Origin of the sequence: Streptomyces sp. NPDC051180 (genome assembly GCF_040689545.1) — a bacterium.
In the GTDB taxonomy this organism is placed as follows: Bacteria; Actinomycetota; Actinomycetes; order Streptomycetales; family Streptomycetaceae; genus Streptomyces.
This window is the reverse complement of the sequence record NZ_JBFBBC010000012.1, coordinates 131,161-152,815: the sequence shown is the minus strand read 5'-3', so window position 1 is coordinate 152,815 and position 21,655 is coordinate 131,161. Positions and strand designations below refer to the sequence as shown.

Sequence of the window (21,655 nt, the reverse complement as noted above, 5' to 3'; positions counted from 1 at the left end):
GAGGTACGGACGGCCGTGCTCAGGGGCCCGACGAAGGACGGTTCGTCAGGCGCTCATGGCCGGGACACAGGTCTTGGCCGGTCGCGCGCAGGCGACGGGGTCCTCGGCCGCGGGCATCGACGACAGATGGTCGGCCTCGGAGTCGGCGGGGCGCCGGCGGAAGATGCTGTGCAGGATCATGCTGAACACGGCCGTCCCGTCGGGGGCCACCAGGGTGCACCGGGGCTTGACGGTGCCGGTGGCGCGGTTGAACGGCGACGGGGTGGAGCCGAGGATCTCGACGCGGGCGGTGAGGACGTCGCCCGGGCGGACGGGCCGCAGGTAGCGGACCTCGTCGATGCCGGGCGAGCCCATACAGGCGCTGTAGGCGAGCAGTCCGTCGACGTAGCGCCGCATGAACATCGCCTGGGTGTGGAACCCGCTCGCGATCAGACCGCCGAACTGCGAGTGCTCGGCGCGCTCGGGGTCCGTGTGGAAGGGCTGCGGGTCGAAGCGCCTGCCGAACTCCAGCACCTCCTCCGCCGTGACGGTGACGGCGCCCAGCTCGTGGACGTCGCCGGGCCGGAAGTCCTCGAAGTAGCGCATCGCGCTTCCCCCTTGACCTAGGAGTGGTCTTTCCCTGGCACACCCCAATCTACGAATTGAACATTTATTTTGTCAACCCAAAAGAAGGCTCACGCGAGGGCTTGTTCGACATCGGCCCACAGGTCCTCGGCGTCCTCGATCCCGACCGACATCCGCACCAGCCCGGCACCGATCCCCGCCACCGCCAAGTCGCCCTCGTCCAGCTCCCGGTGAGAGGTCGAGGCCGGATGTGTCACGAGGGTCTCCACCCCGCCCAGCGACAGCGCGAGCCTCGCCAGCCGCACCCGCTCGATGAAGTCCCGGCCCGCCTCCCGGCCCCCCGCCAGCTCGAAGGAGAGCAGCCCGCCGCCGCCCGAGAGCACCGTGCGCGCGCGGGCGTACGAGGGATGCCCCGGGAGCCGGGGGTAGTGGACGGCCGTCACCTCCCGGCGGGCCGCCAGCCGCTCGGCGAGCACCTCCGCGTTGGCGCAGTGCGCCCGCATCCGCAGGGGCAGCGTCGGTATCCCGCGCAGGGTCAGCCAGGCCGCGAACGGGTCCGCGCAGGCGCCCAGTTCGACCGTCCGGGGCCAGATCCGCCGGCGCAGCCCGTCGTCCGCGAAGACGGCCGCCCCGCCGAGGACGTCCGAGTGCCCGGAGAGGTACTTGGTGGTGGAGTGGACGACGACGTCCGCGCCGAGCGCGAGCGGCCGGCACAGCACCGGCGAGGCGAGCGAGTTGTCCACCAGGCTCGTCACCCCGAGCGCCCGCGCGGCCGCGAGCAGGCCCGGCAGGTCCGGGACGTGTCCGGTGGGGTTGGCGATGGTCTCCAGGACGAGCAGCCGGGTGGCGGGGTGGACGGCCGCCGCCTCCAGCTCGGCCGGGTCGTCGCCGGATATCCGCACGACCTCGATCCCGTACCGCTCGGCCAGGTCCGCGAGGACCGCGTGCGTCCCCCCGTACAGGCACCGCTGGGCCACCACCCGGTCGCCGGGCCTCAGGAGCGCCAGGAGCACCCCGCTGATCGCCCCCATCCCGGAGGCGAAGGCCAGCGCCCCCTCACCGCCCTCCAGGCCCGCGAGCGTCTGCTCCAGGGCCCGCACGGTCGGGTTCCCGCGGCGGCCGTAGACGTACCGCCCGTCGGGCCCGGCCATCGCCTCGGCGAGGTCGGCGGCCGAGTCGAAGGCGAAGGCGGACGACTGCACGAGCGGCACGGACAGCGGCCGACTGCCGTCGGGGAAGGGCTCGTTGACGACGTGCACGGCGCGGGTGTTCAGTTCCACGGCTTTCCTTTCCGGGGGACGGGAAAAGGGGCCGCCCGGCGTCCGGAGTCGGACGTCGGGCGGCCCCTTCGGGACGGATCAGGCGGAGACCTTCTCGCCCTGCGGCGCGGGCGCGGCGGCGGCCTCGGCCGCGACGGCCTTGTCGCTCTTCATGACGAGGAGGGTGACGACGCCGCCGACGGCGGCGACGATCGCGGCCCCGATGAAGGCGGCCGAGAAGCCGTCGGTCAGCCGGGGCAGGTCGCCCAGCCGGTCGGCGCCCTGGGACATGGCGACGGCGGTCAGCGCGGCGAGACCGAGCGCGGAGCCGACGTTGTAGGTGGTGTTGACGATGCCGGAGGCGAGACCGGCCTGCTCCTGCGGGGCGCCGGACATGGCGGCGATCATCGCCGGGATGTAGGCGAGGGACATGCCGAGCGCGGCGACGAGCGAGGCGGGCAGGACGTCGACCAGGAAGGTGCCGGTGGGCGGGACGGCCGCGAGCCAGACCAGACCGGCGGCGAGGACGAGGAGGCCGGCGCCGATGAGCGGCTTCGCCCCGAAGCGGCCCATGAGGCGGGCGGTGACGGCCGTCATGAAGATCATCAGGAGCACGGTCATCGGCAGCAGCGCGGCGCCCGACGCGAAGGCGCCGTAGCCGAGGACCTGCTGGAGGTAGAGGTTGAGGAAGTACCACATCGGGATCCAGGCGGCGCCGAGCAGCGTCATCGCCAGGTTGGCCGAGCCGAGGCGCGGCACCCGCCACACGGCGAGCGGCATGAGCGGCTCGCGGACGGACTTCTGGATCACGAAGAAGAGGACGAGCAGGGCGGCGGCGCCGACCAGCTCCAGGACGGTGGCGGTGGCGCCCCAGCCGACCTCGGGGGCGCGGACGACGGCGAAGACGGCGAGCGCGAGACCGGCGGTGACGGCCACGGCGCCGAGGACGTCGACGGAGCCGCGGCGCGCGCCGACCTCGGGCAGGAGCCGGGTCGCGGCGAGGGTCGCCAGGCCGATCGGGATGTAGATGATGAAGACCCACTGCCAGGCCGCCCACTCGGTGAAGACGCCGCCGAGGAAGACGCCCGCGGTGCCGCCGGCGGGAGCCGCGGCGCCGTAGAGCGCCATCGCCTTGCCGAGCTCCTTCGGGTCGTGCATGAAGAGCATCATCAGCAGGGTCATGGCGGAGGGCGCGATCAGCGCACCGCCGACGCCCTGCACGGCGCGGCCGGCGATCTCGACCCAGGCGGTCTGAGCGGCGGCGGCGAGGACCGAGCCGGCGATCATCACGGCCCAGCCGGTGACGAAGACCTTCCGGGCCCCGAGGAGGTCGGAGAGGCGTCCGCCGAGGAGCAGGAGGCCGCCGAAGACGATCACGTACGCGTTGAAGACCCACTGGAGCTCGCCCTGCGTGAAGCCCAGGTCCTTCTGCATCTCCGGGAGCGCGACCCCGATGATCGACGTGTCCATGATGACCATGAACTGGGCGGCGGCGAGCACGACAAGTGCCCACCAGCGCCGGGGATTGACGGTTGACATTGCCCTGACCCTTCGCTCGCGTCGGCCCCCGACCACCGTCGGGGCATACCCCTAGGGGGTACCTGTGCGGAGCACCGTAGCATACCCATGGGGGGTATGTAAGAGAGAGATGAGGTCGCTCGCGACGACGCGGGGGAAGCGCCCGCTCCACGCCCCCCGCCGGGCAGAATGCCCCCATGACCGCAGACCAGGACCCCGCGCTCCTCCGCCGCTGGACCGCCACCCTGCTCGCCGCCCGCGCCGGCCGCCAGGGCCCCGACCCCGCCCCGTACGGCCGGAACCTCCTCGCCCGCTGGGCCGAGCCGCAGCGCCGCTACCACACGGTCGACCACCTCCGCGCCGTCCTCGACCGCATCGACGAACTCGCCGACCAGGGCGGCGAGGGCGGCGAGCTGGAGCTCGTCCGACTGGCCGCCTGGTTCCACGACGCCGTCTACCGCCCCGACCGCTCGGAGAACGAGGAGCGCTCGGCCGCCCTCGCCGAGAAGGCCCTCGCCGAAGCCGGCCTCACCCCCCACGAGGTCGCCGAGGTCGCCCGCCTCGTCCGGCTGACCACGACCCACGACCCCGACCCGGGCGACCTCGACGGCGAGGCCCTCTGCGACGCCGACCTCGCCGTCCTGGCCTCCGACCCCGATACGTACCGGGGGTATGCCGCCGCCGTCCGCGAGGAGTACGCCTTCGTCCCCGACGACGCCTTCCGCGAAGGCCGCGCCGCCGTCCTCCGCCAGCTCCTCGCCCTCCCCCGCCTCTTCCGCACCCCCTACGGCGCCGCCGCCTGGGAGGCGCGGGCCCGCGAGAACGTGGAGCGGGAGCTCGCCCTGCTGACGGGCCCCGCCGGACGGGCGTGAGCGGCGGCGACCCGCGATCGTCCGCGCGCCGCGCCCGCGGACGTACGGTCGCCGCCCTCGGCCTCAGGGTCCGCTCAGGAACGCCTCCAGGGACGGCCCCGTCGGCGCGACCACGACGGCGCCGTCCCGGAGGTCCGCCGACAGGTGCGCCCGGTCGCCCTCCTCCCGGATCGCCACCGGCCGGTCCGTCGGGATGACCGTCGCCCCGAGCCGGTCCACCAGCCGGGCCAGGACATCCGAGAACGGTCCGCGCGGGAAGCGGCTGACGGCGACGCACAGGTCGTCGACGTCCACGTCGACCTCGCAGCCGTCGGCCGTCCGGATCAGCACGCCGTCCCTCAGGTCCTCACCCGCGGCGACGACGTACGGCGCCAGGACCTCCCGCACGACCTCCAGGGGCAGCGGCCCCGGCTCGCCGTCACGGAACCGGACGAGGAACACGGTGCGGCTCATCCCGCCGTCCCCCGCATCAGGCGGCCCGGACGGCCGCGGCGATCTCCGCGCCCGTGCGGGCGACGACCACCGTGTCGTCGCCCGCCGTCGGCGGCAGGTGCGCCCGCTCCCCGTCGCGCCGGACCACGACGGTGCCGCCGGGGACGACGAGCCAGGCGTCGAGACGCTCCAGCAGCACCGCCAGGAGCTCCATGATCCCCTCCCCGCCGAACCGGTTGAAGGTGATGCCGTGGGGCGGGTGGACGTAGACGTCCGCCTCCTCCCCCGGGCCCGTGCCGATCCGGAGGAAGCCGGACGCGGGGTCCCGCGCCACCACGTGGGGGCCCAGGACCTCGTACGCCGTGTCCATGTCCAGGGGGGCCGGCTCGCCGTGCTCGAACCGGCACACGAAGATGTCGAAGCTCATGGGGCCTCGCTATCACGGAGCACCGACACTGCGGCGGGCGCGGAAGCCGCACCGGGACCGGGCGGGCGGCCCGTCTCGGATGGCAAGACACCCCCGCCAGCCGGAATGACAGGAACAAATCGCTCGTTGACGCATGTCATGCCGTCTTCCTCCGCCGAGCACACGACATCCGTCACCGACGCCGCGCCCGGCGGCCGCATGCCGCTGGCCGTCTACATCCTCGGGCTCTCCGTCTTCGCGCTCGGCACGAGCGAGTTCATGCTGTCCGGACTCCTGCCGCCCATCGCGGAGGACATGGGGGTCTCCATCCCCCGCGCCGGCCTCCTCATATCCGCCTTCGCCATCGGCATGGTCGTCGGAGCGCCGCTCCTCGCCGTCGCGACGCTGAGACTCCCCCGCAAGACCACCCTCGTCGCGCTCATCACCGTCTTCGGCCTCGGCCAGGTCGCGGGAGCGCTGGCCCCCAACTACGCCGTCCTCTTCGCCTCGCGGATCGTCAGCGCGCTCGCCTGCGCCGGATTCTGGGCGGTCGGCGCGGCCGTAGCCATCGCCATGGTGCCCGTCGGCGCACGGGCCCGGGCCATGGCCGTCATGATCGGCGGCCTCTCCATCGCCAACGTCCTCGGCGTCCCCGCCGGGGCGTTCCTCGGCGAGCACCTCGGCTGGCGGTCGGCGTTCTGGGCGGTCGGCGCGGCCTCCGTGATCGCGCTCGTCGGCGTCGTGACCCGCATCCCGCACATCCCGCTCCCCGAGACCAGGCCCCGGCTGCGACGCGAGGTCGCCATCTACCGCGACCGCCAGGTCCTCCTCTCGGTCGTCGTCACCGCCCTCGCCGCGGGCGGCGTCTTCTGCGCCTTCTCCTACCTCGCCCCGCTCCTCACCGACGTCTCCGGCCTCGACGACGGCTGGGTCTCGGGCGTCCTCGCCCTCTTCGGCATCGGCGCCGTCGTCGGCACGACGATCGGCGGCCGCGTCGCCGACGCCCACCTCTTCGGCGTCATGCTCAGCGGCATCGCCGCCTCGACCGTCTTCCTGGTCGCCCTGGCCCTCTTCGCGTCCAGCCCGGCCGCCACGATCGTGCTGACCTTCCTCCTCGGCGTCTCCGCGTTCTACACCGCGCCCGCCCTCAACGCCCGCATGTTCAACGTCGCGGGAGCCGCGCCCACCCTGGCCGGCGCCACCACCACCGCCGCCTTCAACCTCGGCAACACCGGCGGCCCCTGGCTCGGCGGCACCGTCATCGACGCCGGGTTCGGCTTCGCCTCCACCGCCTGGGCGGGCGCCGCCATGACCGCCGTCGGCCTCGGCACGGCCGCCGTCGCACTGCGGCTCCACACGTCGAGGACCCGCGTGGTCGCCTCCGGCTCCCCCGCGGACCAGCGGGTGGTCTCGCCGCACCCGCCCCGCTTGTAATCCCCCTGCGCGCCACCGTGCGAATCCGTACGGTGACCCCGTGACGACTCGGATGATCATCCTCAACGGCGCCTCCAGTTCGGGCAAGTCCGGCATCGTCCGATGCCTCCAGTCGGTCCTGCCGGACCCCTGGCTCACCTTCGGCTGCGACTCGTTCGTCGACGCCCTGCCCAAGAAGATGTGGGGCTCGCCGGGCGGGATCGTCTTCGACGAGGACGGCGGCGTCGGCGTCGGCGAGGAGTTCCGCGCCCTGGAAGCCGCCTGGACCGAGGGCGTCGTCGCCATGGCCCGCGCCGGCGCCCGGGTGATCGTCGACGACGTCTTCCTCGGCGGCGCCGCCTCCCAGCAGCGCTGGCGCACCGCCCTCGACGGCCTCCCCGCCCTCTGGGTCGCCGTCCGCTGCGACCCCGACGTCGCCACCGGCCGCGAGATCGCCCGCGGCGACCGCACCCCCGGCATGGCCGCCCGGCAGTCGACCGTCGTCCACGAAGGCGTCACCTACGACGTCGAGGTCGACACCACCCGCACCGAATCCCTCGCCTGCGCCCGGGCCGTCGCGGCCCGGCTGGGCTGACGGACGGGGCCGCGAGCCCGGCCCGACCCGGAAGGCAGGCCCTACGTGGCCCGACCCGGAAGGCAGGCCCTACGTGACCGGGCGGCTCTTCGGGCGGCGCAGGCCGGCGGTGGTGAGGCGCCGGAGGAGCTCCTTGGAACCGACCTCGACGGCGCCGCCGGCGACGGCGGCGGCGTAGTGGTCGGCGGGAATGTCGTAGTGGTCGCGCTCGAAGGCCCGGGGAGGGGCGCCTATCGAGGCGGCGAAGGCGTGCAGCTCCTCGAAGGAGGCGTCGCTGACGAGGTGGGACCACATACGGCCGTGGCCGGGCCAGGTCGGCGGGTCGATGTAGAGGGTCACGCGCGGGGTCCTTCCGGTCGGCACCTCACGTCAGACCGCCCACCGGGGCCACCACGACGCCCTGCTCGGCGCAGACCCAGTGGGGGTCGGGGCCGAGTTCGGGTTCGACGTCGAGGGCGTGGGGGCCGCCGGTGGAGCAGACGGGGCAGAGGGGCCAGCGTCCGTACCGTTCGAGGAGGGCGTCCTGGACGTCCTGGGCGACGAGACCGGCGACGTAGGTGCGGCCCTCCGGCCACTGCTCGACCCACCAGCGCCGGTGGGCGACGGATTCCTCCACCATCGAGACGACGTCGGCGGCGGCGACCTCGCGGGCGGCGAGGTCGGCCAGCACCAGGGCGCGGGCGGTGTGCAGGGCCTGCTCCACGGGGTCGATGTCGTCCATGCCCTCATTGTCACCCGGCCCGGGGCCAGGACGAAGGTCCCGGCGGAATCCGGGACCCCTCCGGGACCGAAGGGGTCTTGTCGGGCCCGGCGGCCGAAAGTATCTTTCAGTTGTGACCAATGACGTGAAGGAAAGTTTCACCGGCGACGCGCCGCCGCCGCCCGCCGCGCTCGCGGCCAAGGTGCGCACCCTCGCACCCTCCATGACCCGCTCCATGCAGCGGGTCGCCGAAGCCGTCGCCGGAGACCCGGCCGGCTGCGCCGCCCTCACGGTCACCGGCCTCGCCGAGCTCACCGGCACCAGTGAGGCGACCGTCGTCCGCACCGCCCGCCTCCTCGGCTACCCCGGCTACCGCGACCTGCGCCTCGCCCTCGCCGGCCTCGCCGCCCAGCAGCAGTCCGGCCGCGCGCCCGCCGTCACCGCCGACATCGCCGTCGACGACCCGATCGCCGACGTCGTCGCCAAGCTCGCCCACGACGAGCAGCAGACCCTCGCCGACACCGCGGCCGGCCTCGACACCGTCCAGCTCGGCGCCGCCGTCGCCGCCCTCGCCACCGCCCGCCGCGTCGACATCTACGGCGTCGGCGCCTCCGGCCTCGTCGCCCAGGACCTCGCGCAGAAGCTCCTGCGCATCGGGCTGATCGCACACGCCCACAGCGACCCGCACCTCGCGGTCACCAACGCCGTGCAGCTCCGCTCCGGCGACGTCGCCCTCGCCATCACCCACTCCGGCTCGACCGGCGACGTCATAGAACCGCTCCGGGTCGCCTTCGACCACGGCGCCACCACCGTCGCGATCACCGGCCGCCCGGACGGCCCCGTCACCCAGTACGCGGATCACGTGCTGACCACCTCCACCGCCCGCGAGAGCGAACTGCGGCCCGCGGCCATGTCGTCCCGGACCAGTCAACTCCTGGTCGTGGACTGCCTGTTCACCTGCGTGACGCAGCGCACGTACGAGACGGCGGCCCCTGCCCTCGCCGCCTCCTACGAGGCCCTCGCCCACCGCCACTCCCCGCGCACCCGCTGACCCGCCGGCCGACCCGGCCGCCGCCCGCCCTCCGACCCCGCACCGACCCGTACCCCGACCAGCCCGCCGAGCGTCATACGTCGACGCCAACGCCGCCGACGACGTCCACGCACCGAAAGAGCCGCACATGTCCGCTTCCACGTACTCCGAACTCCGCGCCCAGCTCGCCACCCTCACCACGGAGGCGTTCCGGCCGGAGCTCGCCGAGATCGACCAGCTCCCGACCCTGGACATCGCCCGGACGATGAACGACGAGGACCGGACCGTCCCCGCCGCCGTCGCCCGGCAGCTCCCCGCCATCGCCGCCGCGATCGACGCCACCGCCGAGCGCATGGCCCGCGGGGGACGGCTCCTCTACCTGGGCGCCGGCACCGCCGGCCGCCTCGGCGTCCTCGACGCCAGCGAGTGCCCGCCCACCTTCAACACCGACCCCGCCCAGGTCGTCGGCCTGATCGCGGGCGGCCCGTCCGCCATGGTCAAGGCCGTCGAGGGCGCCGAGGACTCCAAGGAACTGGCCGTCCGGGACCTCACGGAACTCGGCCTCACCGCCGACGACACCGTGGTCGGCATCTCCGCCTCCGGCCGCACCCCGTACGCCATCGGCGCCGTCGAGCACGCCCGGACGCTCGGCGCCCTGACCATCGGCCTGTCCTGCAACGCGGACAGCGCGCTGGCCGCCGCCGCCGAGCACGGCATCGAGGTCGTGCCCGGCCCCGAGCTCCTCACCGGCTCCACCCGGCTCAAGGCCGGCACCGCGCAGAAGCTCGTCCTCAACATGATCTCGACGATCACGATGATCCGGCTCGGCAAGACCTACGGAAACCTCATGGTCGACGTCCGCGCCTCCAACGAGAAGCTCCAGGCCCGCTCGCGGCGGATCGTCGCCCTCGCCACCGGCGCCCCCGACGAGCAGATCGAGACGGCGCTCGCCGCCGCCGACGGCGAGGTGAAGAACGCGATCCTCATGATCCTCGCCGAGGTCGACGCCCCGACCGCAGCCCGGCGGCTCACGGACTCCCGCGGCCACCTGCGGGCGGCGCTGCACGCCACCGAGCCCACCCCGTAGTCCCCACCGCACGGCACCCCCTCACAGCAAGGCCCACCGCACCATGAGCACAGACGACAAGAACCGCGCCATCGCCGCCGCGATCCTCCCCCTCGTCGGCGGCGCCGGGAACATCAGCTCCGTGGCCCACTGCATGACCCGCCTCCGGCTGGGTCTGCACGACCGCTCGCTCGTCCAGGACGAGGCCCTCAAGGCCCTGCCGTCCGTGATGGGCGTGGTGGAGGACGACACCTACCAGATCGTCCTCGGCCCCGGCACCGTCGCCCGCGTGACCCCGGAGCTGGAGGCCCTGGTGGCCGAGACGCCGCGGCCCGCGCACTCCGCCGAGGACCTGGCGGCGCAGGGCGCGGCCCTGAGGGCCGAGCGGAAGGCGAAGAACGCCACCCCGTTCAAGCTCTTCCTCCGCAGGATCGCGAACATCTTCGTCCCGCTGATCCCCGCCCTCATCGGCTGCGGCATCATCGCCGGTCTCAACGGCCTGCTCGTCAACCTCGGCTGGCTGCCCGGCGTCACGCCCGCGCTCGCCGCCATCGCCAGCGGCTTCATGGCGCTCATCGCGGTCTTCGTCGGGTACAACACGGCCAAGGAGTTCGGCGGTACGCCGATCCTCGGCGGCGCGGTCGCCTCCATCATCGTCTTCGCGGGCGTCGCCAAGGTCGACGTCTTCGGCCAGACGCTCTCCCCCGGCCAGGGCGGCGTCCTCGGCGCGCTGGGCGCCGCGGTCCTCGCCGTGTACGTGGAGAAGTGGTGCCGCCGCTGGGTGCCGGAGTCCCTCGACGTCCTGGTCACCCCGACGCTCACCGTGCTCATCTCCGGCCTCGTCACCGTCTTCGGCCTGATGTTCGTCGCCGGCGAGATCTCCCAGGCCATCGGCGACGGCGCCGACTGGCTCCTCGTCCACGCCGGCGCCGGCGCCGGGCTCGTCCTCGGCGGCCTGTTCCTGCCGCTGGTGATGCTCGGCCTGCACCAGGCGCTCATCCCGATCCACACCACGCTCATCGAGCAGCAGGGGTACACCGTCCTGCTCCCCATCCTCGCGATGGCGGGCGCCGGCCAGGTCGGCGCGGCCATGGCCGTCTACCTGAAGCTCCCCCGCAACGGCTCCATCCGCCGCACCATCAAGTCCGCACTCCCGGCCGGCTTCCTCGGCGTCGGCGAGCCGCTCATCTACGGCGTCTCCCTGCCCCTGGGCCGCCCGTTCGTCACCGCCTGCTTCGGCGGCGCGGCCGGCGGCGCGTTCATCGGCTTCTTCAGCATGCTGGGCGACAAGGTCGGCTCGACCGCGATCGGCCCCTCCGGCTGGGCGCTCTTCCCGCTCCTCGACGGCAACAAGGGCCTCGGCGCGACGATCGCGATCTACGGCGGCGGACTCCTCGTCGGCTACCTGGTCGGCTTCGCGGCGACGTACTTCTGGGGCTTCGGCAAGGAGCTCCTGGAGGAGTTCGACGTGGAGACGGACGCGGAGCCGGAGACCGCCCCGGTGGCGGCCGGCACCCCGGCCGCGCCCGCGGCGCCGACCCAGGGGGCCGGGCCGGAGCCCGAGCCGGTGAAGGTCTGACGCGGACGGCGCTCCGGCAGGGACCGGAGAGCACGCGGGAGGGGCCCGGCGGACGACCGTCCGCCGGGCCCCTCCCGTACGCACCGGGTCCCCGCGCCCCCGGCCGTCCCGCCTACCGGCAGAGGACGTCCTCCGCCGGGCGCACGCCCTCCGTCAGGAAGCGGGTCACCGCCCGGTCGCCGCACGCGTTGCCGCTGCCGAGGTAGACGGCGTGGCCGCCCTTGTCGACGGAGACGAGCCGGGCGCGGTCGCCGAAGGCCGCGCGCATCCTCAGACCGGACGCGTACGGGGTCGCCGGGTCGCGCAGGTTCTGGATCATGAGGACGTTCGAGGGGCCGCGGTCGGTGATCCGCGTCGGCTTCTCCACCGCTCCGCCCTTCCAGAAGGAGCACGGCGTGATGTTCGCCGGCATGCCCGCCGTGAGCGGGTGGAGCACCCGGTCGGCGGCGACGGCCCGCTGGTACGCCGGGACGGAACGCGGCCAGTCCACGTCGTTGCAGATCACGCCGACGCTGACGGTCGCGGCCTCGTCCGGCATCGGTCCGGTCAGCTCCGGCGGCAGCACCGGCACCCCCCGCGGGTCGAGGGCCTGGGACACCAGCCGGGCGAAGGACTCGAAGGCGGTGTCGGAATACAGGGCCTGCTGGAGGGCCTGACGCAGCCCGGTGCCGGTGAGCGGCACGCCGGCCGTCGTCGACGGACGCGGCTCGCGGTCCAGACGGGCCGCGAGGTCCAGCACCAACGGGCGCACGTCCTCGGGGCGTTCGGCCAGACGCAGCGCGGCCGGACGGGCCGGGTCCGACGCCCAGGCGGCGAAGTCGGGGAAGCGGTCCTCGGCGCCCCGCGCCATGTCCGCGAGCCAGCCTCGGGCGACCCGCCCCGGGTCCGGGTCGGCGCTGCTGTCCAGGACCCAGCGGTCGGTCCGCCCGGGGAACTTCTCCGCGTACACCGCCGCGACGTACGTCCCGTAGGACACGCTCCACGCCGACAGCCTCCGCTCGCCGAGCGCCTGCCGCAGCCGGTCCAGGTCCCGCGCCTGGTTCGCCGTCGTCAGGCCGCGCAGCATCGCCCCGCCGTTGCGGGCGCACGCCTCCGCCATGCGGCGCGAGCGGGCGACGTTCTCCCCGATGCCGCCGTCCGCCGCGGGCCACGACCGCAGGGTCACCAGGCGCCGGTCGTCCTCATCGAAACCGCACCGGGCCTTCGCGGACCCGCCGACGCCCCGCGGGTCGAACGCCACCAGGTCGTAGGCCCCGTTCATCTCCGCCGCCAGCGCGGCGCCCTTCTGGCCGAGCCGCTGCACCCCGGAGCTCCCGGGCCCGCCCGGGATCACCATGAGCGTCCCGCGCCGGACCTCGGGCCGCGTGCTGCGCAGCCGTGCCACGGCCAGGCCGATCCGCTCGCCGTCGGGCCGGGCGTAGTCCAGGGGTACGGAGAGGGTCGCGCACTCCTGGCCGGGCAGCGGCTTCACCGCCGGCGCGCACTCCCCCCACACGAGTCCCTCCGCCGCGCCGGCGGGAGCGGCGGCGGAGGCGGCCCCGCCGCCGGCGAGTCCGGCGCCGGCCACGGCGGCGGCGGAGAGGGCAAGCATCAGGGCCTTGCGTCCACGGTTCGTCGTCATGCGCACAGCCTCACGCACCGGCCTCCGCCGCCCCATCCGGCAGGCACGCCGGTGCGGGGTGGGGTCAACCCCCCACTCCACGAGTCCCGTTGGCCCCCGGGAACGGCGCCGCCCCAGGAGAACCCGGTGGCACCGCGGGCCCGGCCGGGAGATCATCCCCGGCATGACCACGACCCGCGCGACCACCCCGGCCCACGCCTCCGCCTCCGGCACCTGGACCCTCGGCGGCGACCTCACCGTCCACCGCGTCGGCTTCGGCGCCATGCGGCTGCCCCAACGCGGCCCGGCGCTCGTCGAGAACGCCGTCCCGAGGGACCGTGACGAGGCGATCGCCGTCCTGCGCACGGCGGTCGAACTCGGGGTGAACCACATCGACACGGCGGCCTTCTACTTCTCGCCGCTCCGCTCCGCGAACGAGCTGATCAGCACGGCGCTCGGCGGGCCGTACCCCGACGACCTCGTCATCGCCACCAAGGTCGGGCCCGCCCGCGACCTCTCGGGCGCCTGGACCGAGCACGCCCGCACCCCCGCCGCGCTGCGCGCCCAGGTCGAGGAGAACCTGCGGCAGCTCGGCCGGGACCGGCTCGACGTCGTCAACCTCCGTGTCCTCGGCACGGATTCGATCGCCGAGCGCTTCGGCGCCCTCGCCGACCTGCGGCAGGCCGGCCTCATCCGCCACCTCGGCCTCTCCAACGTCACCCCCGACCAGCTCACCGAGGCGCGCACCATCGCCCCGGTCGTCTGCGTGCAGAACATGTACGGGATCGGGGTCCGCCCCGAGTACGACGCGTTCGTCCGGCACTGCGGCGAGCAGGGCATCGCGTTCGTCCCGTTCTACGCGATCGCCGCCGCGGGCCGCGAGACCGGCGCCACCCCCGACGAGCACGAGGAGGTCCTGGCCGTCGCCCGCGCCCACGGCGTGGGCCCCGCGGAGGTACGGATCGCCTGGACGCTCCACCAGGGCCCCCACCTCCTCGCCATCCCCGGCACCGGCGACCCCGCGCACCTCGCCGCCAACGTCGCCGCCGGATCCCTGCGCCTCACCCCCGACGAACTCGCCCGCCTCGACCGGGTGCACCGGGGCACTGCTGCCTAGACTCCGGCCATGACGCCCCGCACCCCGCACCGCGCCCCGCATCCCGACGTCGTCGCCGACCTCGCGCCCACCGGAACCCTCCGGGCCTCCGTCAACCTGGGGAACCCCGTGCTCGCCCAGGGCACCCCCGACGCCCCGGCCGGGATCACCGTGGACCTGGCGCGGGAGATCGCGGCGCGGCTCGGGACGGGGGTGGAGCTGCTCTGCTTCGACGCGGCGCGCAAGTCGTTCGAGGCGATGGCGGACGGCCGGGCCGACCTCTGCTTCCTGGCGGTGGACCCGGCGCGGGAGGCGGAGGTCGCGTTCACCGCCCCGTACGTGGTCATCGAGGGCGTGTACGCCGTCCCGCGCGGCTCGACGCTGACCGACGTCGCGGAGGTGGACGCACCCGGCGTCCGGATCGGGGTCAAGAAGGGCTCGGCCTACGACCTCTTCCTGTCCAGGACCCTCGCGCACGCGACCGTCGTGCGCGGCGAGGAGGGCGTCGACACCTTCCGGGACGAGGGCCTGGAGGCGGGCGCCGGCATCCGGCAGCCGATGACCGCGTACGCCGCGGCGCACCCGGAGGTGCGGCTGCTCGACGAGCGGTTCATGGAGATCCGGCAGGCCGTGGGCACGACGGTCGGCCGCGCACCGCGGACCGTCGCCTTCCTCCGCGACACCGTCGAGGAGCTGAAGGCGAACGGTTTCGTCGCGGACGCGCTCCGCCGCTCCGGCCAGGACGCGGCCCTCGCCGCCCCGCCCGCCTGACGCCTCCGCCCCGTCGCCGCGCCGCCCGCCCGACCCGCTACCCCACCACACCCTCCAGGGTCAGCGGCTTGCCCGGCACGAGGACCCGGTCCCGCGGCCCGTACGGGAGGAGGTCGTCCCACCACCGGGCCGCGGGATCGAAGCGGGCGTGCGCCAGGGTCCCCACCAGGGCCGGGTCGCGGGCCTGGAGGGCCCGCAGGGCGAAGGCGGGACCGCCGGGGAGGTGGGCGACGCCGTCCAGGACGAGTTTGCCCAGCTCGGTGGACATGACGGGGCCGCGCGCGGTCCGGGCGAGCCCCGACACCCGGCGGGCGGCGTCGGCGTGGATGGCGAGGGCGCGGGCGAGCGGCAGGCCGAAGTAGCGGCGAGGTCCCGTGTCGCGCTCCACGAACATGTAGTACGGCACCAGGCCCAGTTCGACCTGCTCCTGCCACATGCGGGCCCACACGTCGGCGTCGTCGTTGACGTGCCGGACGACGGGCGCCTGGGTGCGCAGGACCGCTCCGGTGGCGCGCAGCCGGCGCAGGGCGCGCCGGGCCGGCTCCGGGTGGAGCTCCCGGGGGTGGGAGACCTGGAGCATGAGGGCGAGGTGCCGCCCCGAGGTCACGATCCGCTCGAAGAGGCGCAGCAGGTCGTCGGCGTCGGGCGCGGTGAGGAAGCGCTCCGGGGCGAACGACACGGCCTTGGTGACCATGCGGACCGTGCGGACGTGGGGCCGGGCCAGGAGCGGGGCGACGTACGTGTCGAGCAGCTCGGCCCGCAGGACGAGCGGGTCGCCGCCGGTGAGCAGCACGTCGGTGACCTCCGGGTGGCCCGCGAGGTACGCGTCCGCCGCCCCCGGCCCGTCCACCGCCTGCCGCCGCTCCGTGTCACCGGTGAACTGCGGCCAGCGGAAGCAGTACGCGCAGTAGCCGTGGCAGGTCTGCCCCTGGCGTGGGAAGACGAGAAGCGTCTCCGGGTACCTGTGCCGGAGCCCCCGGCCGTCCTCGGGCACGTTCAGATGGAGCTGGCCGCCCGGATGCGGGGTGAGCCGCTCCCGCAGCCCGTCCACGACCAGCCGCAGCCTGACCCGGTCGCCGTCCCGCAGCGCCGCCTCGACGGCGGCGAAGTCCGCGGGCGCGAGCATGTCCCGGTGCGGCATCACCAGCCGGTACAGCGGGTCGTCCGGCGCCCGGTCCCAGTCGACCAGTTCGTCGACGACGTGCGCGCTGACCTTGAACGGCAGCACCCTCCCGACGACCTCGGCGTCGTGCCCGAGCCCCGGCTGCCCGGTCCGCTCCGCGATGAGCCTGCCCAAGCGCTGCCCGGTGAACGAACTCATCCGTCCCCCACCCCCCGCACCTCCGTCGGCCACCCGACCGCCCCTCCGTCCCACCCACCCCGCACGATGATGGGCAGCCCGTCCGCCCCCCGCCAATGCCCCTACCGGTCACCGGAGTCGACGGCAACCCGGCAGTCCGGCCAATCCCGTGCACCGCCTACCGGACAGCGCCGCGCCCGTCCCGCCGTCCCGCAGGACCGGTCCGCGCGGGTACCACCCGGTTCAAACCCGAGGACTTTCGGCCGCTCCACGGAACCGGACCGTCCGCCAGATTGACGCCTTTCCTCCCTGCCCCCGCCCGCCCCGTGCGGCCAAGGCCCCGGCCACCCGGACCACTCGGGAAAGTGCCCCGCGCACCGCCCGGAAGGGCCCCTTCACGGCCCGGGAAGCGGGGCCACGGGGCCGGGCGGGCCCTGGCGGGGGCCGGGGCCCGAGACCCTCGCCGGACACCGCGCAAGGAGCGCACACGGGATCGACACACCCACTCTGACCTGGGCTTTCGTGGCTCCCGCCACTAATCTGGAGGGGAACTCGGAGGGGAGATCCGCATGGGTGGGAACGACCGTGGCGTGCGCACGATCGACGATGTTCTGGAGATGCTCGACGGCCTGTTCGCCGGAGGCGGGGACCGGTGGACCGAGGGTGGCGCCGCGTGGTGGGACGGGTTCTACGAGGACCGGGGGAAGCCCGTGCCGTTCTTCGTGGAGAAGCCGGACGAGAACCTGGTGGCCTACGGGGAAAGGGAGTTGCCGCCCGTCCGGGGCAGGGCCCTGGACCTGGGGTGCGGGCCGGGACGGAACGCCCTCCACCTCGCGTCGCTCGGCTACCGGGTGGACGCGGTCGACCTGTCCGCGACCGCGATCGGATGGGCGCGGGAGCGGGCGCGCGCGGCCGGGGCCGTCGGCATCCGGTTCGTGTGCGGGGACGCCTTCACGGCGGCGCTCGACGGGCCCTACGATCTGGTGTACGACTCGGGGTGCTTCCACCATCTGCCACCGCACCGCCGGGCCGGCTATCTGGCACTCCTGGACCGGGTGTTGGCACCCGGCGGACACTTCGCCCTGACCTCGTTCGCGGCCGGCGAGGGCGGCATGGGATCGGAGCTGCCGGACGCCGAGTTCTACCGGCGCGGGAGCCTGGAGGGCGGACTCGCCTACACGGACGTCCAGTTGCGGTCGATCTTCGCCGGGCTGACGGAGGTCGAGCTGCGCCGGATGCGCGACGAGCCGGCCGACTCCCCCGCGTTCGGGGAGTCCTTCCTCTGGACGGCCCTGTTCCGGCGCCCCGCGTAGGCGAGGCGCCCTCGCCCGAGCGCCGGGGTCTCACATCGACGTCAGGTACTCCGCGAGCCGGTCGTACTGCTCCCGCACCCCCGCCTCCATGCCCGCGGCCAGAGCCTGGTCCCTGATGTCGTTCGACGGCCAGAAGGAGGTGCTGGTCAGGGCCGTGCCGCCGTCGGGGGTGGCGTCGAAGGCGAGGGTCACGCGGACCGGCAGGGCGTCCGGCATCTGCTCGAACACCTCGGTGTAGTCGAGCCGTTCGGTCGGGACGATGTCCTCGTAGACGCCGGAGAAGACGATCTGCTGGCCGTCGGGCGCGGTCTGCCCCCATCGCCAGGCGCCGCCCGGGCGCAGGTCGATCTCGACGACCGTCGTGGTCAGGGCGACCGACCCGTACCACCGGCGGACGTGCTCGGGGCTCGTCCACGCCGTCCAGACCCGGCCCGGCGGGGCGTCGAAGGTGCGGGTGACGACCAGCTCGCGATCGGCCGGTGTCGTCATCAGGGTGACCATGGCCGCGACCCCTTCCGGTTCCGCACACCGCAGGCGCCGAAAGCACCGAAACCGCCCCCGGACGCCTCTCCTGCTCATTCCAGGATCACCCCGGCACTCCCGTAAAGCGAATGAACATGTTCAACACGTGAGCGCTAAGGTTCCTGCTACGCGGCCGCCTCGACCAACGGCGAAGCCGCCATCTCAGACCTGTGGGGGGTCCCTCTTGCCGCGCACCACGCGCAGGCTTCCGCACGCCTTTGTCCGTGCGGCCGCCGTCTTCGCACTCTCGGCCGGTATGGCCGTGCCCGCCGTCATCACGGCACCGGCCGCCCACGCGGCCACCGACGTGACCGCCACCTTCACCACCGACGACGCCAGGATCGGCGTCCGGATCAGCGGCGATCCGCTGTGGGTGAAGGCCAGCATCATGTCCTCCACCGGCCCCGACGCCACGGTGCTCGCGTCGACCGACGCCCTGACCTGGCAGGCCGGGGACAACGACACCGGCCGGCCCTACGGACACGTCTCCGACACGGCGCCGCGGCTGCCCGACGGCACGCCGTACGGCACCTACCCGGTCGTCGTCGAGTACCGCCAGCCCGGCGGCACCGCCCAGCGGTGGACCGGCGGCACCTACGTCCACAAGCTGCACGCCGGCGTCTCCGGACTCGCCTTCGACCGGAAGACCACCAGCCTCGCCGAGCGGAAGGTCGTCCTCTCCGGCCGCGCCACCACCTGGGACCCGGTCACCGGGGCCACCGCGCCCGCCCTCCCGGGCACCGGGGTCGACGTCACGCTCCAGCTCGTCGCCGAGGGCTGGAAGACGCTGACGGTCAAGGCCACCACCGGTGAGGACGGCGCCTTCTCGCTGCCGTTCTCCCCGAACGCCGAGGTCCGCGGCGGCACCGCCGTCGTCGTCGCCCCGAACGCCGACACGGTGGCCACCCTGCCCGCGGCCGTCCCCGAGGTCGGCGTGGAGAAGACCTCGTACCGGCTGACCGCCGACCTGAACAAGTACCGGGTCCAGGCGGGCACGAACGTCACCGTCACCGGCCGCGTCGAGCGCCTCACCCCCGACGGCTGGAAGCCGTACGCGGGCGCGCCGCTCATCACCACCTCCGGCAAGCCCGAGTCCGCCTCCCTCGGGGTCTCCGGCCTCATGGGCAGTGGCGCGGCGGCGGCCGACGGCTCCTTCTCGTACCCGGCGCGCGCCTCGCACACGACGCAGGTGTACACCTCGCTCGCGCCGTCGGTGTACTACGCCTCGCGCGCCTACGACCAGGGGGCCATCGCCGTCCCGCAGCAGTTCGCCTGGGGCGGCGTCCGCGTCGCGCTCGACGAGTACGGCACGGTCCGCGCCACCGGCAAGGTGTCCGCGAACACCTTCGTCTGCTGGGACCAGTACGTCTTCCTCCAGGCGTCCCTGGACAACGGCCGCACCTGGAGGAACCTGGCCAACGGCAAGGCCGAGGGGGGCACCGAGGGCGGCTGCCCGTTCGACATCTCCGCCCGCGCCTACCACAACGCGATGTACCGGCTGTACCACTACGAGACCGACCAGCTCGTCGGCAAGGTCACCGGCACCATCCGGCTCAGCCGCATCCCGACCCGCTTCTCCGCCTTCACCATCAGCCCCTCGCGGCCCCGCGTGAACGCCAAGATGACCGTCTCCGGCACCCTCCAGCAGTACACGAGCGGCGCCTGGCGGCCCCTCAAGGGCGCCAAGGTCATGCTCGTGTTCAAGCCCAAGGGCTACTCGGAGTGGTACTGGGTCACCCGCGACGTCGCCACCGGCAGCAACGGCTCCTTCAGCTTCCGCGCCACCAACTACGGCGACGGCACCTGGGCGATGGTGAAGCAGTCCGCGAGCGGCTACTTCCACAGCGAGACGAAGGTGAAGTACATCGATGCGCTCTGACCTGCGGCGGACCTCCGCCACCACGCTCGCGGCGGCCGTCGCCACCGCCCTGCTCCTCGGCACCGCCGGCACCCCGGCGCAGGCCGCCGACGCGCCCGCCCCGTCCCCGGTGTCCATCGGTCCCGCCGTCACCGACGACCAGCAGCGCGGCATCTTCCACGTGGCGGCCTGGACCGACGTCCCCGGCGTCACGGTGACCAAGGTCGCCGTGACGATCCGCAAGGGCGACACCGTCGTCGCCGAGATCCCCTCGCTCCCCGAGTACTCGTGGGTCAAGGGCCGCTTCGGACTGACCTCGGCCGACCCCCTGAAGCTCACCGAGGACGGCGGCACGCTGCCCGCGCTCGGCCGGTACTCCCTCGACGTCACGGCCACCGACTCGCAGGGCAACACCGGCACCCGCACCGACGCCGGCACGCTCGACTTCACGCTGAAGCCGCAGCTGGAGTTCGGCCTCTCCACCCCCGGCTGGGACGACCGCACCACCGTCCCCAGCGGGACCCTGACCGGTGTCCAGCCCGGCTCGGGCGACCTCGTCCCGATCACCGGCCGGTCCGTCGACATCCGGCGGATCACGCCGGAGGCGGGCCCCGTGCAGTCGGCCGTCACCACGGAGACGGGCGCCTTCACCGGCCAGGCGTACACGGTCGCCAGGCCGGGCGACGACTTCCGGGTCGCCTTCGCCGAGGAGAGCGAGGAGGTGCACGGCAGCGTCGCGTACACCCACACCCTCTACTCCGTGCGCCCGCACACCGTGTCCGTCCAGGCCACCGCCGACCGCGTCCGGGTGCTTCCCGGGCAGCAGGCGGTCGTCACCGGCCGGATGACCGACCCTCAGAACGGCGGGACGCCCCTCGCGGGCCAGCAGGTCCAGGTCGGGCCGTCCTGGTACAGCACGTTGATGAGCGGCTTCGCCAAGACCGTCACCACCGACGCCGACGGCCGCTTCACGGCGACGATCCCGGCCCTCCCGGGGCTCCGCGTCGACAGCTGGGCCGCCGTCCCGGTCGATCCGTACCAGAGCTTCGGCACCGCGGTCGGCGGACGCCTCGTCATGCCGCAGGAGGCCCGGATCATCCTCGGGTCCCGTGTCCTGACCAACGAGGGCAAGGTCACCGCGACCGGTACCCTGCGCGCCACGTACGACGCCGAGGCGTACTTCGACGAGCCGCTCTACCTGGAGGTCTCGCCGGACGGCCGCACCGGCTGGCGCCGGATCGCCCTCTCCACGGCGAGCAACTACTACGCCACCACCATGACGGCGGCCAGCCGCGGCGGCTACTACCGCTTCCGGCACCCGGAGACCGACGTCTTCGCCGGGACCACGAGCGCCGTCTTCCGGCTGGCCCGCACCGAGGCCCGGGTCATCGGCCTGAACGCCGGTCCCGAGCCGGTCGCCAAGGGCGGCACGCTCACCACCACCGCCACCCTCCAGCACTACACGGGCGGCGCCTGGCGGGCGTACGGGAACGGGGCCGTCGCCCTGCAGTTCCTGGCGAAGGGCTCGACGACCTGGCGCAACGTCGCCACCGGCCGCTCGGCGTCCACCGGCAAGGTCACGCTGAAGGCGAAGGCCACCGTCGACGGCAGCTGGCGCATCCGGTACTGGGGCGACGCCACGCACTTCCACGCGCCGGTCGCCGCACCGGACTACGTCGACGTGCGCTGATCACCGCCCCGCACACGCCCGAGGGCGGCACCCCCGGTGGGGGTGCCGCCCTCGGTCGCGTTCAGCGATGA

21 protein-coding genes are annotated in these 21,655 nt (G+C 74.0%); 11 read left to right on the top strand and 10 right to left on the bottom strand.

Annotation, left to right across the window (positions count from 1 at the left end; all coding sequences use genetic code 11):
- Positions 1–45 precede the first annotated feature (45 nt).
- The 3 genes from AB0424_RS22325 to AB0424_RS22315 all read right to left on the bottom strand — a co-directional run bounded on the left by AB0424_RS22325 (position 46) and on the right by AB0424_RS22315 (position 3,362).
- Positions 46–585: a MaoC family dehydratase gene (locus AB0424_RS22325; protein ID WP_366308024.1), complete on the bottom strand. Its 540-nt coding sequence runs from the start codon at positions 583–585 to the stop codon at positions 46–48.
- 89 nt (positions 586–674) lie between these two features.
- On the bottom strand, positions 675–1,844 hold the full coding sequence (locus AB0424_RS22320; RefSeq protein WP_366308022.1) for an aminotransferase class I/II-fold pyridoxal phosphate-dependent enzyme: 1,170 nt from the start codon (positions 1,842–1,844) through the stop codon (positions 675–677).
- Positions 1,845–1,922: 78 nt separating this feature from the next.
- Entirely contained in the window at positions 1,923–3,362 is a 1,440-nt protein-coding gene (locus AB0424_RS22315) for an MFS transporter (protein ID WP_366308020.1), read from the bottom strand.
- A gap of 176 nt (positions 3,363–3,538) precedes the next feature.
- On the opposite strand from AB0424_RS22315, the gene AB0424_RS22310 reads away from it, so the two are divergent.
- A complete protein-coding gene (locus tag AB0424_RS22310; RefSeq protein ID WP_366308018.1) occupies positions 3,539–4,213 on the top strand; it encodes a hypothetical protein in 675 nt (224 codons plus the stop codon).
- A 63-nt stretch (positions 4,214–4,276) separates the two neighbouring features.
- Here the strand turns inward: AB0424_RS22310 and AB0424_RS22305 are convergent, their stop codons facing one another.
- Together AB0424_RS22305 and AB0424_RS22300 are read right to left on the bottom strand one after the other, a co-directional pair.
- On the bottom strand, positions 4,277–4,666 hold the full coding sequence (locus AB0424_RS22305) for a hypothetical protein (RefSeq protein ID WP_366308016.1): 390 nt from the start codon (positions 4,664–4,666) through the stop codon (positions 4,277–4,279).
- Positions 4,667–4,682: 16 nt separating this feature from the next.
- Positions 4,683–5,072, bottom strand: coding sequence for a hypothetical protein (locus tag AB0424_RS22300; RefSeq protein WP_366308014.1), 390 nt, complete (start codon positions 5,070–5,072; stop codon positions 4,683–4,685).
- A 198-nt stretch (positions 5,073–5,270) separates the two neighbouring features.
- On the opposite strand from AB0424_RS22300, the gene AB0424_RS22295 reads away from it, so the two are divergent.
- Both AB0424_RS22295 and cpt read left to right on the top strand, forming a co-directional pair.
- Entirely contained in the window at positions 5,271–6,485 is a 1,215-nt protein-coding gene (locus AB0424_RS22295) for a Cmx/CmrA family chloramphenicol efflux MFS transporter (RefSeq protein ID WP_366308147.1), read from the top strand.
- A 52-nt stretch (positions 6,486–6,537) separates the two neighbouring features.
- On the top strand, positions 6,538–7,059 hold the full coding sequence (gene cpt / locus AB0424_RS22290) for a chloramphenicol phosphotransferase CPT (RefSeq protein ID WP_366308145.1): 522 nt from the start codon (positions 6,538–6,540) through the stop codon (positions 7,057–7,059).
- Positions 7,060–7,128: 69 nt separating this feature from the next.
- On the opposite strand, the gene AB0424_RS22285 is transcribed toward cpt, so the two are convergent.
- On the bottom strand, positions 7,129–7,398 hold the full coding sequence (locus tag AB0424_RS22285) for a DUF4031 domain-containing protein (RefSeq protein ID WP_366308012.1): 270 nt from the start codon (positions 7,396–7,398) through the stop codon (positions 7,129–7,131).
- Between the two features lie 25 nt (positions 7,399–7,423).
- The gene (locus AB0424_RS22280; protein WP_366308010.1) at positions 7,424–7,780 is read right to left on the bottom strand and encodes a hypothetical protein; all 357 of its coding nucleotides are present in this window, start codon (positions 7,778–7,780) and stop codon (positions 7,424–7,426) included.
- A gap of 112 nt (positions 7,781–7,892) precedes the next feature.
- Here AB0424_RS22280 and AB0424_RS22275 point away from each other — a divergent pair, with 112 nt between their 5' ends.
- The 3 genes from AB0424_RS22275 to AB0424_RS22265 all read left to right on the top strand — a co-directional run bounded on the left by AB0424_RS22275 (position 7,893) and on the right by AB0424_RS22265 (position 11,434).
- Positions 7,893–8,810 (top strand): MurR/RpiR family transcriptional regulator, encoded by a 918-nt coding sequence (locus AB0424_RS22275; RefSeq protein ID WP_366308008.1) that lies wholly within the window; start codon positions 7,893–7,895, stop codon positions 8,808–8,810.
- Between the two features lie 127 nt (positions 8,811–8,937).
- The gene (gene murQ / locus AB0424_RS22270) at positions 8,938–9,876 is read left to right on the top strand and encodes an N-acetylmuramic acid 6-phosphate etherase (protein ID WP_366308006.1); all 939 of its coding nucleotides are present in this window, start codon (positions 8,938–8,940) and stop codon (positions 9,874–9,876) included.
- 43 nt (positions 9,877–9,919) lie between these two features.
- Positions 9,920–11,434 carry a PTS transporter subunit EIIC gene (locus AB0424_RS22265; protein WP_366308004.1) on the top strand — a complete coding sequence of 505 codons (1,515 nt, stop codon included), beginning with the start codon at positions 9,920–9,922 and terminating at the stop codon, positions 11,432–11,434.
- Positions 11,435–11,546: 112 nt separating this feature from the next.
- Here AB0424_RS22265 and AB0424_RS22260 read toward each other — a convergent pair whose 3' ends face one another.
- The gene (locus AB0424_RS22260; RefSeq protein ID WP_366308002.1) at positions 11,547–13,055 is read right to left on the bottom strand and encodes an alpha/beta hydrolase; all 1,509 of its coding nucleotides are present in this window, start codon (positions 13,053–13,055) and stop codon (positions 11,547–11,549) included.
- A gap of 163 nt (positions 13,056–13,218) precedes the next feature.
- Between AB0424_RS22260 and AB0424_RS22255 the strand changes: the two genes are divergently transcribed.
- The gene (locus AB0424_RS22255; protein WP_366308000.1) at positions 13,219–14,151 is read left to right on the top strand and encodes an aldo/keto reductase; all 933 of its coding nucleotides are present in this window, start codon (positions 13,219–13,221) and stop codon (positions 14,149–14,151) included.
- Positions 14,152–14,160: 9 nt separating this feature from the next.
- Positions 14,161–14,901, top strand: a complete 741-nt coding sequence (locus tag AB0424_RS22250; RefSeq protein WP_366307998.1) for a transporter substrate-binding domain-containing protein — start codon at positions 14,161–14,163, stop codon at positions 14,899–14,901.
- A 37-nt stretch (positions 14,902–14,938) separates the two neighbouring features.
- Here AB0424_RS22250 and AB0424_RS22245 read toward each other — a convergent pair whose 3' ends face one another.
- Positions 14,939–16,222 (bottom strand): lysine 2,3-aminomutase, encoded by a 1,284-nt coding sequence (locus tag AB0424_RS22245; protein ID WP_366307996.1) that lies wholly within the window; start codon positions 16,220–16,222, stop codon positions 14,939–14,941.
- Positions 16,223–16,770: 548 nt separating this feature from the next.
- On the opposite strand from AB0424_RS22245, the gene AB0424_RS22240 reads away from it, so the two are divergent.
- Complete coding sequence (locus tag AB0424_RS22240; protein ID WP_366307994.1) at positions 16,771–17,514, top strand: class I SAM-dependent methyltransferase; 744 nt, start codon at positions 16,771–16,773, stop codon at positions 17,512–17,514.
- 30 nt (positions 17,515–17,544) lie between these two features.
- Here the strand turns inward: AB0424_RS22240 and AB0424_RS22235 are convergent, their stop codons facing one another.
- Positions 17,545–18,015 carry an SRPBCC domain-containing protein gene (locus AB0424_RS22235; RefSeq protein ID WP_366307992.1) on the bottom strand — a complete coding sequence of 157 codons (471 nt, stop codon included), beginning with the start codon at positions 18,013–18,015 and terminating at the stop codon, positions 17,545–17,547.
- 277 nt (positions 18,016–18,292) lie between these two features.
- Here AB0424_RS22235 and AB0424_RS22230 point away from each other — a divergent pair, with 277 nt between their 5' ends.
- Together AB0424_RS22230 and AB0424_RS22225 are read left to right on the top strand one after the other, a co-directional pair.
- Entirely contained in the window at positions 18,293–19,915 is a 1,623-nt protein-coding gene (locus tag AB0424_RS22230) for a hypothetical protein (RefSeq protein WP_366307990.1), read from the top strand.
- The gene (locus AB0424_RS22225) at positions 19,905–21,584 is read left to right on the top strand and encodes a hypothetical protein (protein ID WP_366307988.1); all 1,680 of its coding nucleotides are present in this window, start codon (positions 19,905–19,907) and stop codon (positions 21,582–21,584) included. The genes AB0424_RS22230 and AB0424_RS22225 overlap by 11 nt, the downstream gene beginning before the upstream one ends.
- The last annotated feature ends 71 nt before the right edge of the window (positions 21,585–21,655 follow it).